Here is a 13,503-nt window from a genome sequence, read left to right on the forward strand (position 1 = left end):
TTTTGTATTAAATCAATTATAAGCTAACTTTTGAGAAATTTCAACAAAAGAAAATCGATCATTCGAGTGTTTTTTATATTTTATCACTATATTTTACATAAATGTAAATCGAATTCTCTTAACGAGAATTTTGCACGAATTGTGGTTACTACCCTTAGCGAGAACTGATTAAATGATCGGTTCTTTTTTTATTACTTTTTTATATCGTTTTTTATATAAAAAGTTATTTACTTGTTATATAAAAAACGATATAATTAAATTAATAATGTTTTATATAACAAGGGGGATAAAAAATGAAAGTTATTAGTTTCGGCACACTAAAAGGTGGTACAGGAAAGACTACGACTACATTCTCTACTGCTGGCATACTCCAAGAGATGGGGAAAAAAGTACTTTGTTGTGACCTAGATCCTCAGGCAAATCTAACTTACAACTTTGGAATAAATGTTGATGAAGATACTAAAACTTTACTTGACGTGTTTGAAGATGATGAAACTTTACCTGTAAAAGTAGTCCAACATTGTGACGGAATTGACTTAATTCCATCAACAATAAAATTGACGGGTACAGAAATGCAATTGGTGAACTACCCAGGGCGTGAGTATATATTGAAAAATTTCATTGAAGATCATCATGATTTTTTTAACCAGTACGACTATGTACTGATAGACACAAATCCTAGTATGAGTATTCTTAATCAAAACGCGTTCATATCTTCTGATGCTATAATATTGGTTAATGAAGCAGGAGCACATTCACTGACTGGAAGTTTACTCTTTATGGATCTATGGGAAGGCATAACTAAAAGGTTAAGGATTAAAAATAATATTAAAGGGTTTCTCATTAATCGCTTTAGAAAAACTAAGATATCTAATGAATTTGTATCGCACTGTAAGACCCACGCTAGAATAAACGATATTTTATTTAATACAATTATCCCTATTAATGTTAAAGTCGCAGAAGCAGAAACTGAAAGTACGCCAATCAGTGCATATTCTAAAAACTCTACTGGAGCTATAGCTTTTAAAAATTTTGTTAAGGAATTAATAGAAAGGGTGTAATGTATGGCAAATAGATTTGACAAGGTAAAAGGACAAGATTCTAGTAAAGCAGCTGGGGAAATTTTAGGAGCAGGTAAAGGCCCTATCATTAACTTAGAAGCTTTAAAAACTACTAAGCCTGAAATGATGAGAGTTAGTTATTATATAAGTACAGATCATAATAAACATGTTAAAGAAATGGCTGAAAAGGCTCAAATGAAAGAAAATGTATTTGTAAGATTCATGATTGATAAATTTTATGAAATGACAAAGTAAACTTCAAAAGTAAAAAATAATGGAGTGATTCTTGATAACTCCATTATTTTTATAGATTTATTTATTAACATTTTATAAAATTCTTTATTAATATTTTATATAAAAATTTATTGATGTTTTTGTATAAAATATTAATAAAGAAAAAGGACTATTTCTAGCCCTTTTATCACTACTCTAAAATATTAACTGAATCAATCTTGATTTGTACTGTATCCATGTCCATATGGGCATAAATCTGTGTTGTAGCTATGGATGCATGACCAAGTAGTCTTTGTATTACTTCTAATGGCATATCTTTTTTTATAAGAGCCATAGCCACTCCATGCCTGGCTAAGTGAGGGGATATTCGTTTAGAAAGAACAACACGTTCCCCTGTGACTTTAAAAAAGTCTTGAATAGATTTCTTTGCCAATCTATTTCTTTGTCGTGAAATAAATAAAGGCTGTAGATCATCTGTTCTGGAATTTAAATATTTTAAAATTCGTTCTTTGGCATCTTCTGAAAAAACACATATTCTTTCTTTAAGTCCTTTCCCAACAACTTTGAATCTACGACTCTGAAAATCAAGACTAGTTCGGTTAAGCTGCCAAATCTCAGATAGTCTGCATCCACTCGTGAAAAATAAACTCATTATAGCTGCTCCACGTAAATCTTTAATTTTGTCTAAATGCTCCATGATTTTTTTATACTCTTCTACAGTAATATGACCACGTTGTTTTTTTCTTTTTTTAGGTTTGTCTAACTTATCGCAGGGATTTTTGATAGTCAAAACTTCTTGTTTTATTAATGTCTTGTAAAACATATTGATGCTTGTGAATTTTCTTCCAAGAGCTTCATCACCATTTTCTCTGTCATCGGAACAATAAAGCATGAAATCTTGTACATCAATGTGAGTAACTTGATCCAATGCTTTTTCTCCTATATAAGAAACAAAAAGCCTTAAATCATTATCAATGATAGCTTTCAAAGATTCTGGGGTCAATCCTTTGCTTTTACAATGCATTCTATATCTTTTTAAAGTTCTTTGATTGTCTGTAATATTATTGTTTTCTTGTTTTTGTGCTATTGGTTTTGGAATGCTGAAAATATCCATTTGTTCTGCAAACATATGTCTTCCCCCCTAAATATTTTAATTTAGAAGGTATAAACCTATGATATAATAAGCATAGGCTATACCTCTTGCGTTTAAGTGTTCGTATAGCTATGTAGAAGTAAGATAAGGACAAGTTATCTTACTTCTTTTTTATTTCTTCTTATCACCCCCCCATTTTCTTATTTTAAAAACAAAAAAAATCCCCAAAAAAGTAATACAAAAATTACTCTCTCTAGGATCTTGATTACGCACTCATTTTAAATTTTAATAAATTAAATAATTACACACTCAGCTACTTAAAATTCATTTATGTAGCTTAAATTCATATGCTCTTATGAGACTTCTAATGAATCGGTTTCGCTTTTGCTACTCCCTTAATAAAAATAATAATCGTTAAATAGATTATAGCACGTCGCTCGACAAAAATCTACTTTGATGTATTATTTTCCCTTGTGTGGAAATATTGATAGTAGGAGCGTGATAAAATGAATTTTAAAAATGAAAAAGAATTTATTAAGATAGATTTACTAATTTGGTTAGCTGCTATATCAATTTTATTTTTATTCCTCGTGTCGCTAATGCATGGCGCTATGTAATGTCGTTTTAGCATGTCGCTTTGATGTGTCGTTCATAGGTGTCGTTTTATACGACTATCCAAACGACACTATAAAGCGAAACTAGCAAGCGACACGATAAGATATTCAAATACCAACAAGTATTATGTTTAAGAAAATAGTAAATTACAAGGGGATTAATCAGCGTAACTACTACATGTATATCCTATCTAAGAATGCATCTTGAAAATATACCTACGCTAACCACTCGGTTTTTGCCTAAAAAAAATAGGAGCATTACGCTCCTGAACCAAGTTATTTTGATTTTAAAAATTCTAATCCAAGGTCAATATCACTTTTTGCCATAACTTTTTCAATCGTTCCTTCTTTCAATTCATCTGTTAAATCTAAAAGATTGACTAAAGTTTTTCGGAATTGTTTTAAATCATTTTCTACTCGATCAAGTTCACTTTCTTGGATGCATGTCAATGAACTTTCCTCTTGCCATTTTGCTATCTGCTTTTCAAATACCCAAAGGAAATCAAGTTGCTCTGTATAAGCTTTGATGGTTCGCAATATCGTTGCATCATCTAAAACGTATGGTTTGCTACGGACTTGCAATAGATTTTCATATTGTCCTTTCATGTCTTTGAATTGATTATCTATCAGATCAACAATTATAGGAAGCATACTGATCGGGTGCCAATTAGGTTCTAGTTTATTTTTCATAGAGAGCATCCTTTCTAAGGTAATGTTTTTTAGTATATGTTATATTAATATCGAATATATTTCAATTAATTATTTTGTGAATGAGTCCTGTACTGCATTTATACATTTTGGCTAATTCATTTATTGTTTTCCCTTGAATTCGATACATTCGTATTGTTTCTTTTTCTCTGTCTGTAAATTTAGCTTTTCTTCCAGCTCCTCGATCGTTATGATGTTCTTTTTCAAACTGCTTATTTTTATGCTCTAGTCGAAAAATCTTATCTTTCATCTGCTTGTATGCTCCACTTGCTTCAAAACCTCTATCCATTTTCTCTGTCATTTCAGTAATTTCATTATTTAGTTTCTTAGCAAGTTCTTTCCATTCTTTTAATTCTTCTTCTAATCTAGCTATTTTTTCTTTTTGAGTTTCTTTTGCCACCGTCAGCCCTTCTTTCATAAATTAATTTATGAACAGATTGTATCATATATGTATAGTTGTTTTCAATAATTAATTTATGAAATAAAAGCTTAAGGTTTTAGATTGTAAAAAAGCAAGGCATATGCCCTGCTCTACGAATTGAATTCTTTTTCCATTTGATCCAGGTATTCCATGTATTCCTTTTTCTCTTCCGCTGTCATATCTTTAAAAAGTTTCGGTTTCCCTATAATAATATTACCCAGTTCATCTACTTCAACATCCACAGAAAAAACCTCCTTTTGATTTAAAGACCCTCTATTTCAAAAACTTATTGATCATTTTATTTGCTTCTTTAAGACCCTTAGATTTCACTTTTCGCTTAATCAAATTATCTACATTGCCTGTTGCTACATCTCTTATATCTCTTCCATTTTTAGCAGCCGTATTAAGTGTACGGGCCACTTTATTCATCCCTGTAAGTATCTTGTTAATCCCCATTCTATCCCACTCCCCAATTTAGTATTCATAAAGCTAACAGTTTGTCCTGAAATAAAATTTCTAGATTTAAGGTTTTCAATGTATAATTGACTTTCTTTCTGTATATGATATACTATAAATAAGTTAACTTGTGAAGGATAAAGGCTGGGTTCCCGAATGGGAGTAGGTATTAATACCAAGAATTCCTTTGCCCCTGAGGTTGACTTATTTTTTTGCTTTACTTTTGATATTCTGGATTATATTTTCAGGGTCTTTTTTTATTTCCTCGAAAATAAAATCCGTTGTTTGCATAGAATAGCTATATGTAGGTTGTGCGTGTATTTTGTGTACATAACATAATTTAGCATTTTCTTTTATCTCGTAATATTTACAAAATAATGTAAAGTGATATTTATTAACTTCGATGTCAATATCCTCTCTTTTTAAACGTTTATTTATTTCCTTAATACAGGCTTTAGTTGTATATTTATGTGTATCATTAGGATCTTTCAATTCTTTAATTATTTTAACTCCAATCTTAGCATCTTTGTCAATATGTACAAATGATGTTGCTTTATGCTTATCCTTTGTTATGTAGTGGTGATGTTCTATTTTTATTGCAAATCCATGATTATTTTCTTCCACCATTGATGATAGGCTTTCATTTGTTGCTATCAGTTTTGCTACTATTTCTTCTGGATACTTAGCTCTTATTTCAGATTCATTTAGCGATTTCATACTAACTGCTAATGTTAGAAAATTTTGAGGGACAACTTCTGTCATGTCAATATTGTGAAACTCTTGCATTTTTTCAATAAAATTAAATAAACATGCTTGGAATAAGGGAATATAGACCATTTCATATTCTTCTGTAACAAAATGAGTACTAGTATTACGAAGATCTATAATCTTTTCTATATTTAAACGTAATGGAGCCTTTTCATTCGTAAATATTTTTTTTATGCAATTTTCCAATGTGATTGTCCTATTTGGGTTATCTTTATAATATATGCTTTTCTCACCGAATTTTTTAATCATATATGCCTTAAGCATTAGTTCCCAAGCATTACATATGAAAAAGCTAAATCCTTCCACCCTATACTTTATTGTAGGCTTATTATAAATCTCTATTGCCATAACAAACGCTTCTTTTGATTTCTCCAATAGTTTTCCTTTTATCATTTTTTCTCCCTCGTGTTATGCTAAAATTTTCACTTTTGCATTAATTTTAACTTAAATATAACAAAAGTTCAATAAAATAGAATTAAATAATACTAGAATAACCATTATTTCCCTAAAATTGACATAGGCCATTTTTGAAAATCAAACTCTATTCAATTGAGTTATTTAAAGTTATATTGCGCTAACTAAAGTTTTTATCCAAAAAATGAAAAAAGAGCAGGAGCTAAGCCCCTGCATCCACTTTCTGATCATCTAAAAGTCCTGGATTGTTTGTGGTAGGATTATTGATAATTCCTAAGAGTACCAAGATCCCTAACAATGCTTTTACAACCTCATTATAATTTTCTGGTAGTACATCTAATCCAAATGCTTCTAAAAGCATTGGAATAAATGCTGCTACTGCAACCCATAATCCATAGTTTTTCAATCTTTTTGTATTCATAATTATTCCCCTTTCAAATTTTTATGTATTTCTGCAAGTAAAATTCCAGATGCCCATACAGGCATTGGTTCATCAATCTTCTTTTTCCAGTTTTCTAAATCATTCAATAAGCCATTTTTGGCTAAATATTCAAGCCCTTGATATTTCCATATGGGTTGAGTAATTTCTTTCGTCTCAGCCGATTCTGACACGCCATAGTATGCTTTGATTTTCTCGGCTACTGCTTTTGCACTCTCTCTTACAATATTGTTATTAAGAAGCAACTGCTCCTCATGAGGGTTGCTATGGAATCCTCTTTCCAATAGAAGGACTACAGGGCATCCAATGTCTTGTGCTACATCAATTACAGTATAATAGTCCTCGCCTTTGTTCTTTTGACTTTCGCGTTCTCTAACACCCTTAAATTTTATTCCCATGGAATCAGCAATAGCTTTCCCTATTTCTGCACCTAAAGTCTCGTTAGATAAGTCTACGCTATCAAATATGGTTACACCATTACTTTCTTTTTCCCATGCATCTGAATGTGCAGATAAGAACATATCCGCTCCTTTTGCCATTTTCCCACGCTCTGTAAGAGATAATGTTTTATCTTCCTTTCTGGTTAAAATTACATTGAAATAATCTTTTAGATAATAGTGAAGAAATAAAGCAAATTGCAAATTCCCATCTGCTTCAATATACTTTCCAGAATAACCTCGGTTGGCACGATCGTTTCCTCCGTGACCTGGATCCACAACTATAGTTTTCATTTAAGCATCTCCTTAGACTAGATTAATTTTTGTGCTGCATAAAAAAAGAAACCAACAAAGCTGGTTCCAGCTACTCCAATCGCCCATTTAATTGTTTTGGTAAGGTCCTCTATTTGTTTACAAAGATTTTGTATTTGAACCTTATATTCCCTGCTGTCCTCGCTTAATATGTCTAACTGCTTGGCATGTGCATTAAGCCTATTATTGTGCATTTCTAATGTTTCTGCAATCTGTTTATGTTTCTCTTTACACAGAGCTTCATTCATTCGATTTCCTCCTTTACGCACTAAACATTATTTTTGTGAAGAAGGGCATTAAAAAAACACCCTTCATGGTGTCTACTTATCTTCCTCATATACTTTTTCTGTTACTGTTTCTTCTGATTGTAAACCTAGCATCTTAAGCATGTTGTTCTTGATTTTCTTCAACATTTCCAGTAGTGCTGCCATCTGCTAACACCTCCTTTACTTGATTCTTGATACGCTCTAATATTGCTAATGCATCAGCTTTTGTCATTGTCATTATTCCTGGATACCTCCTTGTATAAGTGCTTCAACAACAGTAGTCAAGTCCAAAACGCTTTGTGCAAATGATTTTTTATCTTGCTCTTTTTCAATTTTTAGCTGTTCATTTTCTTCTTTTAATCTTCCCATTTCAGTTCCAAAAGCTTGAAGAAGTTTTGATTTAGGACCTAAATCATCTACAATTTTATAAGGGTCTAGCATCTCTAATTACCTCCTAATTGTTTAAGTTGTAGTTCTAATGAAATAATATCTAATGCATTTGAAAGGATCATGCTTTCATGCCTTGTTAATCTTTCGCTATTTGCTAATGCCATTCTAGTATTGCCGTCCCTTTGTTCTGCTGCATTGTTAGGTACTTTCAACTCTATCTCTTGGCCCCCATGGTTTTCTAGTTTGTATGGGGCATATACTTCGAAGTTTTCTCCCTCTACTTCCCCAGCAATAGTAATAGAAAGACTATCTGAAGCTATGGTTATATCATTAAAGCTAATAGGTTCAAATACCTCGCCATGGATCCTATACACTTTTTCTATGTTCGCTATAGCGAACGGAAATTTAATTCCATCTTTATATTCGTGGACTTTCTTGTGGAATGGTTCAATTTGTATGGTTGTACCTGGGCCATAAGAAACTAATTGACCATCTACTCTAAAGCCATTTTCACCATTTTCGTAGATGATAGGCTCCGCTAACTGATAAATTAGTTCGAGTCCTGCTAGACCACCTAAATATTTATCTGCTTGTGCATCTGCTAAAGTTGTGTACTTTCCTTTTTGTATAGCAATACCATATCGAGATGTAGTTGAAGTAAATAATTTCCCAATCATACTAATATTGTCTACATAAGCACCATACGAATACCCGTCTAATAATGTTTGACCAGATTGAATGGTAGAATTATTATAATCATTACTATCATTTTTTTTATTTATTTGTATTATGTCAAAATTAGAAGAGAAGGATGTGTCTAAAGTTAGTATGTCGCTTGCTTGTAAAATATATTTTTCTGTCTCTTTTCGTAAATAATGCTTTCCATCCCCACCCACAAAAACTTCATCTTTAACACCATTCAGCAATGAGTTCATTGTTTCGATTTCACCAGTTTTGGGATTGATTTTTTGAATGTATAAATTTGAATCTGTGTAGGGTTCATATTCGGTTGCAGTTGTGCCTTCTTCCAGTTGTACTAAATCAAGCGTTGTGAATGTAGTAGAAAATCTTATATAAGCACAATTATTAGGTGTGTCAAAAACAGAAACTGCAATACTATTAGTTACCCCTCCTATTAAATTTTTATGGTTATCATAAAAATTAACATGCGCAGTACTTGAAGATGCTTGATTTGATAATCTGTAAGATGTATTACTTTTCACTCTTATGAAATCAAACGTAAACCAACCTGTAGAACCAAGCACGTTTCCATCTTGGGCTAAAAACCCACTTATTCGTGAAGCATTCTTATCAAACAAATTCTTCCAAATACTTTTAATTCTCGTACTAACTGTAGATTTAGTGTTGTTCACATAAGAATATTTCTGTATTAATTTTTCTAAATTTGTTTCAGTTTCATTTGTAATATCATAGATAAATGTTTTGTCGTGGTAATAATTAGAATCAGACACATTATTTCTCCAAGCCATACCTACTAAGTCTGTTTCTGGTGCAGTAAAAACAAGGTATGAAGATAAATTATTGTTAGTAGGTGTTCCTATTATAGTAGTATCTGATATTATGTTACCACCATAAAATCTCAACAAAGTAGCATTGTTTGTTGTTGGAGATAACCAGTCTGTTTTAATCAAATATTTTCTGCCTGATACTAAATTAACTTTTTTTACAATCGTTGCTACAGAACCAATTGTAGATATACCACCGTTTAAATCAATTGGAATATTTATTCCAGAAGCAATATTTAATAATGAGTCTTTTGTATTTTGTGACTCAAATAAATTGGTACAAATTTTCCCTTTTAATCCAACGCTAACTTGCCCTTTAACGGATGATTCTGGAACTGAAATGATTGAATCTGTAGTAGATCCTACTGTAGTAAAATCAGGATTCTCAATATTATCGAGTCTATCTCTATCTTCTTTGATAGCTTGATCTACTGCAATCATATTATTTTTTATATCATTGTCATAACTAAAATTATTATTTTTATCTGTTTCATATGTCAAACTTATATTTGGTGTATTCTCTCTTGCCATATAACCACCTCCTATTGATAATTTTCAAAGTCATTGAGTGTCATAGTGTCTAAATCTGCAATTCTAATCTTCTCCATTTCAGATATAACAAGATATTTGAATCTGTATAGTGATTGCAGATGAGCTGGTTTAATTTCTTCTATTGCTGCTTTAAGATCATCAAGGTTTGGGGGTATACCATTAACATCTACAAATCGAACTACAAAACTATAGTTAGGATTATCCTCTGTAACCTCAATTGCTCCGTTTATATAACTCTCAGCAACGTTTTTCATAAGCTCTACTGTAATTGTTCCTTGACCTCTTAATTTTGATTTTATGACCGACCTTCTATATTCATCAGGCTTAGTATTGTTAATAGGAATACCAAGATCTTTTTCCCATCTATCAAGGCTTGTATCAGCTAAATCTACAAAGAATTGATTTAATGTATTATTTAACTTGTCTTTGAATAATTGTAGTTCTTGATTTTCTGCATTTGTTATATTAGCCATTACTGTACTAGTGCGATAATACTTCGGAAGATGATTTAATAATTCATTAGACATTTGATACACCACCTAAAATAGCAACCTCTGTATCAGCTATAGTTATGTTACTATTCCCACCATTCAAAGTCATATTTGAATAGTCTAGTACGCCTTGACTATCTAAAATAATACTTCCAACTTTTGCATAAGATACATAAGTTTCTACAAATGCTATTTCTTTCAGATACGCTGTTACGTTGTTTTCTATATTTATTATTACATCTGATTCTGTGTAGTTGTTAGTATCAATAGTCAATGTAACACTAATATTAATTGGTAACTCTGTAGCTGATTCAACAGTCACAGTAGCACCAATAGGTCGTACTTCTTCTATATAGTCAAATACATCTGTTACAAGTTGACTATCTACTCCAGTTTTATTACTGTCTATAATTACAGCTTTCACTGTGCCAGGGCCACTCGCAAGTGAAAATATTTTTGCATCCCCTACCCCTGTAACTTCTTTAGCCCAATTTCTGTAGTGATACTTATTACCTGAAGTTGCTGGAGTTCTTATTTTATCAAAATATCTCTGTTTTAGTTCTTCGTCAGTTTCTCCAGCATATCCATTTGTGACTGTATTAGCATTAGTGACACTTGTTAAACCTGCAATTGTAACGGGAAAATATATGATAGTATTAGCTGGTACATTCCCTATTGTCCCAGATTGTTCACATTCAACTAATACATCTAATATTCCTGATACATCTATTGTCTTAGTTTCTTTCACAGTAAAATTAACTGTATCACTTGCTACCAAATTTCCTTCTGTTATTATTGCACCTTCTGACCCTGTTATCGTTACCGTTGTAGTAGCTTTTGTAGCTGACTTTCTATTTAGCCCCTGCTCTGCTACCTTTAAATCTAAATATTCATCTGTAGCAGTTTCAACAAAACCTTTGTTTAGTATTGATTCTTGCTCTTTGTATGCATCTTCTAATTCTATTGAAACTGGTTTGGTCGCATCATAAAAAAAAGATCCTTCCGATTTATCGTAAGAAGCATCTATCTTTTGAAGCATCCTATTTTGTATCGTATCTCTATCGTCTGACATCTATATATTCACCTCCGTATTGACAGTATTTCCATCAACCAGATTAACTTTGAAGCTTATCTTTAGCTTTGAACCATCTTGTTCTGCAATTAAGTTTGATATATCACTTACCATTGGATGTTTAATTACTGATTCTCTGATTTCTCGCTTTAATTCACTTTCTACGAACTGTCTAGGCAATGTTTGCCCTATTAGGTCCTCTAATGCCACACCATAATCTACATTTTTGTATATCTCAAACCTAAATTTTTCAGTCCTTAAAACTTTCTCTATCCATACCTTTAGAGCTTCAATATCCTCTACATTAACTAATCTGCCATCCTGGAGTATGAAATCTCCCTTATCAAAGTCAAATAAAAAAGACTTACCTAAATTTGTAGTCTCTGCACTTTTTTGCGTATCAATTTCTGTATTAGCTATATCTGGAAACATTATAATACCACCGCCTTATCTACAAGGAAATACAATTGTTCATTTGTAGCAGGTATTAATATAACTTTATCGCCTTTTTTCAATGTGTCTGTATATGTCATAGTTCCTGTAATGGTTGTTTTTGCGTTTTCTTTCCCAGTAACTACTGTGTATGTTTGTGGTGTGCTCAATTTCAATGTAATGGATCCACTTTCATCAGTAGTGGATATATTGCCATTGATGTTAATCTCTCTGCTGTATTCATACAAAACATGAGCTGCTATCACAAGATTATCTTTTGTAAGTATTATTTTTTCTCCTAATTTAACTTGTATATTAGGTGGTGGAGATATTACTTCTCCTACTTGTGGCCCCATATAGATTTTATTCTCCCTATCTTTAAACAATTTAGCCAGTTCGGTTACTCCATCCAACTATATTCCCCCTAAATTTAGTGTCATTTTATGGATACCATTGCTAAGACTATGGGTACAGGATTTAATTCTATATTGACCGTTCATGCCTGTGATAGGTTCCACAATATTAAGTATCCTTCCAGATCTTACTTCATCATTTCCTATTGTTTCTATACTATTATCTTCAAATATTCTATTTAAATCTTTTAGAAGTGTTTGAGCAATGCTCCTTGCCTGAGCAATATCTTTTTCATCGATACTTTGTACATCTTGGAGAAGTCCGTATTGTTTTACAGAATTATCGTCTTTTTCTTCACCTGCAACTCTCATTGAATCTTTATTGTTAGCCACTACGATTATGCTATTTTTCATTTCTTCTATTGACCTTCGCCTTGTAGGATTGCTTATAGCACTTGTAATATCGTTAGTAGAAAGATTATCAGCTAATTTAAAAGTAGCCTGGATAACTAAATCTGTTTGCTTTTCTATATACAACTTTCCTGCTCTCATTTCAAGTCGATATTTTTGTCCAGTTTCATTGATTGCCTGTTGCAGTATGTCTTTTATAATGTCACTTATAACTTTATCATGATATATGTAACTAACTACAGTTGACATACTTGTTATATTTCCTATTGGTACACTAAAATCATTTAGAAGCTGAGTAATGGCATTAGAAGCTGAAACTTTATTAAACTGATATATGCCCTTAGATTTGTTAAGATAGAAGGCATAATCAAAAGCTATGTAATGTCTTGAAAATTCCCCATTTATTTCTTCTGTAATTATAACGCCTCTAAATATTTCTAAACCATTATTTATAAGCACTACTATATTTCCAATATCTAATACATCCTTAGGGAAATAAATTATATCATTATAAGCTATATCAAAGTCTAATTGAACTCCGAGAGTATCCTCACTGCTGGACCAACTAAGAGAACCTACCATACCTGAGATATTCTTGACTGTGCCATCAACATTATATAATACTACCTCATGCACTTAATTCACCCCCACAAACCTAAATTCCTTAAGTGTTAGTGAATATACAACATCTCCTGCTTTGTCATATCCATAATTAAAACTATCAATCGTCATAGCAAGATTAACAATTTCTCCACCATCTTTATTTATTATTACAACTCTTATAGGCACTCTCCTGTCAACCCATTGCAATATTATCTCTACAAATTCATCACCAGTATATTTTTTAGATTTAGCAAACTCATATTCTTTGTTAGGGAAGAAGGTTTCTAAAGTAAATGATTTAAGTCCTTTATTTCCAATTATATTCAGATCACCTTGAGATACAGTGTTAAAGGTTTCGTTATTATTTGAAAACTCAATCTGAAAAGATGCTGGTATTATAGGAAGCTGAATGACCTGTTCCCTGTTGTTAATGCTTAGAAATATATCCAC

At 31.7% G+C, this 13,503-nt stretch carries 20 protein-coding genes; 2 read left to right on the forward strand and 18 right to left on the reverse strand.

Translation table 11 applies throughout. The features are described from left to right. The first annotated feature begins 293 nt into the window (after window positions 1-293). Both EV214_RS15720 and EV214_RS15725 read left to right on the forward strand, forming a co-directional pair. Window positions 294-1,061, forward strand: a complete 768-nt coding sequence (locus tag EV214_RS15720; protein ID WP_243116694.1) for a ParA family protein — start codon at window positions 294-296, stop codon at window positions 1,059-1,061. 3 nt (window positions 1,062-1,064) lie between these two features. Then, a complete protein-coding gene (locus EV214_RS15725; protein WP_132247453.1) occupies window positions 1,065-1,316 on the forward strand; it encodes a hypothetical protein in 252 nt (83 codons plus the stop codon). A 169-nt stretch (window positions 1,317-1,485) separates the two neighbouring features. Here EV214_RS15725 and EV214_RS15730 read toward each other — a convergent pair whose 3' ends face one another. From EV214_RS15730 to EV214_RS15805, 18 genes are all read right to left on the reverse strand, one after another. Then, complete coding sequence (locus tag EV214_RS15730; protein WP_132247455.1) at window positions 1,486-2,424, reverse strand: tyrosine-type recombinase/integrase; 939 nt, start codon at window positions 2,422-2,424, stop codon at window positions 1,486-1,488. Window positions 2,425-3,278: 854 nt separating this feature from the next. Continuing rightward, the gene (locus tag EV214_RS15735; protein ID WP_132247457.1) at window positions 3,279-3,692 is read right to left on the reverse strand and encodes a hypothetical protein; all 414 of its coding nucleotides are present in this window, start codon (window positions 3,690-3,692) and stop codon (window positions 3,279-3,281) included. Window positions 3,693-3,753: 61 nt separating this feature from the next. Further along, the gene (locus EV214_RS15740; RefSeq protein WP_132247459.1) at window positions 3,754-4,110 is read right to left on the reverse strand and encodes a Hin recombinase; all 357 of its coding nucleotides are present in this window, start codon (window positions 4,108-4,110) and stop codon (window positions 3,754-3,756) included. Between the two features lie 131 nt (window positions 4,111-4,241). Continuing rightward, window positions 4,242-4,373: a hypothetical protein gene (locus EV214_RS19420; RefSeq protein WP_279233142.1), complete on the reverse strand. Its 132-nt coding sequence runs from the start codon at window positions 4,371-4,373 to the stop codon at window positions 4,242-4,244. 31 nt (window positions 4,374-4,404) lie between these two features. Further along, a complete protein-coding gene (locus EV214_RS15745; protein ID WP_132247461.1) occupies window positions 4,405-4,587 on the reverse strand; it encodes a hypothetical protein in 183 nt (60 codons plus the stop codon). A gap of 204 nt (window positions 4,588-4,791) precedes the next feature. After that, window positions 4,792-5,748 (reverse strand): DUF3644 domain-containing protein, encoded by a 957-nt coding sequence (locus tag EV214_RS15750; RefSeq protein WP_132247463.1) that lies wholly within the window; start codon window positions 5,746-5,748, stop codon window positions 4,792-4,794. A gap of 223 nt (window positions 5,749-5,971) precedes the next feature. After that, on the reverse strand, window positions 5,972-6,190 hold the full coding sequence (locus tag EV214_RS15755; protein WP_132247465.1) for a phage holin: 219 nt from the start codon (window positions 6,188-6,190) through the stop codon (window positions 5,972-5,974). 2 nt (window positions 6,191-6,192) lie between these two features. Next, complete coding sequence (locus EV214_RS15760) at window positions 6,193-6,939, reverse strand: N-acetylmuramoyl-L-alanine amidase family protein (RefSeq protein ID WP_132247467.1); 747 nt, start codon at window positions 6,937-6,939, stop codon at window positions 6,193-6,195. Between the two features lie 17 nt (window positions 6,940-6,956). Further along, window positions 6,957-7,205 (reverse strand): hemolysin XhlA family protein, encoded by a 249-nt coding sequence (locus tag EV214_RS15765; RefSeq protein WP_132247469.1) that lies wholly within the window; start codon window positions 7,203-7,205, stop codon window positions 6,957-6,959. 133 nt (window positions 7,206-7,338) lie between these two features. Continuing rightward, window positions 7,339-7,461 (reverse strand): hypothetical protein, encoded by a 123-nt coding sequence (locus tag EV214_RS19425; protein ID WP_279233143.1) that lies wholly within the window; start codon window positions 7,459-7,461, stop codon window positions 7,339-7,341. Further along, complete coding sequence (locus EV214_RS15770) at window positions 7,461-7,664, reverse strand: hypothetical protein (RefSeq protein WP_132247471.1); 204 nt, start codon at window positions 7,662-7,664, stop codon at window positions 7,461-7,463. Before EV214_RS15770 ends, EV214_RS19425 begins: the two co-directional genes overlap by 1 nt. A gap of 2 nt (window positions 7,665-7,666) precedes the next feature. Next, window positions 7,667-9,670 carry a hypothetical protein gene (locus tag EV214_RS15775; protein WP_132247473.1) on the reverse strand — a complete coding sequence of 668 codons (2,004 nt, stop codon included), beginning with the start codon at window positions 9,668-9,670 and terminating at the stop codon, window positions 7,667-7,669. A gap of 11 nt (window positions 9,671-9,681) precedes the next feature. Further along, complete coding sequence (locus EV214_RS15780; RefSeq protein WP_132247475.1) at window positions 9,682-10,218, reverse strand: YmfQ family protein; 537 nt, start codon at window positions 10,216-10,218, stop codon at window positions 9,682-9,684. Continuing rightward, the gene (locus tag EV214_RS15785; protein WP_132247477.1) at window positions 10,211-11,254 is read right to left on the reverse strand and encodes a baseplate J/gp47 family protein; all 1,044 of its coding nucleotides are present in this window, start codon (window positions 11,252-11,254) and stop codon (window positions 10,211-10,213) included. The genes EV214_RS15780 and EV214_RS15785 overlap by 8 nt, the downstream gene beginning before the upstream one ends. After that, window positions 11,255-11,686 (reverse strand): DUF2634 domain-containing protein, encoded by a 432-nt coding sequence (locus tag EV214_RS15790; protein ID WP_132247479.1) that lies wholly within the window; start codon window positions 11,684-11,686, stop codon window positions 11,255-11,257. After that, the gene (locus EV214_RS15795) at window positions 11,686-12,099 is read right to left on the reverse strand and encodes a DUF2577 domain-containing protein (protein ID WP_132247481.1); all 414 of its coding nucleotides are present in this window, start codon (window positions 12,097-12,099) and stop codon (window positions 11,686-11,688) included. The genes EV214_RS15790 and EV214_RS15795 overlap by 1 nt, the downstream gene beginning before the upstream one ends. Continuing rightward, window positions 12,100-13,086, reverse strand: a complete 987-nt coding sequence (locus EV214_RS15800) for an XkdQ/YqbQ family protein (protein WP_132247483.1) — start codon at window positions 13,084-13,086, stop codon at window positions 12,100-12,102. Beyond that, the gene (locus EV214_RS15805; RefSeq protein WP_132247485.1) at window positions 13,087-13,503 is read right to left on the reverse strand and encodes a phage portal protein; all 417 of its coding nucleotides are present in this window, start codon (window positions 13,501-13,503) and stop codon (window positions 13,087-13,089) included.

Source organism: Marinisporobacter balticus (genome assembly GCF_004345705.1).
Taxonomy (GTDB): Bacteria; Bacillota; Clostridia; order Peptostreptococcales; family Thermotaleaceae; genus Marinisporobacter; species Marinisporobacter balticus.

Bases quoted from the DNA above. Each gene is read 5' to 3' on its own strand.
- EV214_RS15720 (WP_243116694.1), top strand. From the start codon at position 294: ATGAAAGTTATTAGTTTCGGCACACTAAAAGGTGGTACAGGAAAGACT.
- EV214_RS15725 (WP_132247453.1), top strand. From the start codon at position 1,065: ATGGCAAATAGATTTGACAAGGTAAAAGGACAAGATTCTAGTAAAGCA.
- EV214_RS15730 (WP_132247455.1), bottom strand. From the start codon at position 2,424: ATGTTTGCAGAACAAATGGATATTTTCAGCATTCCAAAACCAATAGCA.
- EV214_RS15735 (WP_132247457.1), bottom strand. From the start codon at position 3,692: ATGAAAAATAAACTAGAACCTAATTGGCACCCGATCAGTATGCTTCCT.
- EV214_RS15745 (WP_132247461.1), bottom strand. From the start codon at position 4,587: ATGGGGATTAACAAGATACTTACAGGGATGAATAAAGTGGCCCGTACA.
- EV214_RS15750 (WP_132247463.1), bottom strand. From the start codon at position 5,748: ATGATAAAAGGAAAACTATTGGAGAAATCAAAAGAAGCGTTTGTTATG.
- EV214_RS15755 (WP_132247465.1), bottom strand. From the start codon at position 6,190: ATGAATACAAAAAGATTGAAAAACTATGGATTATGGGTTGCAGTAGCA.
- EV214_RS15760 (WP_132247467.1), bottom strand. From the start codon at position 6,939: ATGAAAACTATAGTTGTGGATCCAGGTCACGGAGGAAACGATCGTGCC.
- EV214_RS15765 (WP_132247469.1), bottom strand. From the start codon at position 7,205: ATGAATGAAGCTCTGTGTAAAGAGAAACATAAACAGATTGCAGAAACA.
- EV214_RS19425 (WP_279233143.1), bottom strand. From the start codon at position 7,461: ATGACAATGACAAAAGCTGATGCATTAGCAATATTAGAGCGTATCAAG.
- EV214_RS15770 (WP_132247471.1), bottom strand. From the start codon at position 7,664: ATGCTAGACCCTTATAAAATTGTAGATGATTTAGGTCCTAAATCAAAA.
- EV214_RS15775 (WP_132247473.1), bottom strand. From the start codon at position 9,670: ATGGCAAGAGAGAATACACCAAATATAAGTTTGACATATGAAACAGAT.
- EV214_RS15780 (WP_132247475.1), bottom strand. From the start codon at position 10,218: ATGTCTAATGAATTATTAAATCATCTTCCGAAGTATTATCGCACTAGT.
- EV214_RS15785 (WP_132247477.1), bottom strand. From the start codon at position 11,254: ATGTCAGACGATAGAGATACGATACAAAATAGGATGCTTCAAAAGATA.
- EV214_RS15790 (WP_132247479.1), bottom strand. From the start codon at position 11,686: ATGTTTCCAGATATAGCTAATACAGAAATTGATACGCAAAAAAGTGCA.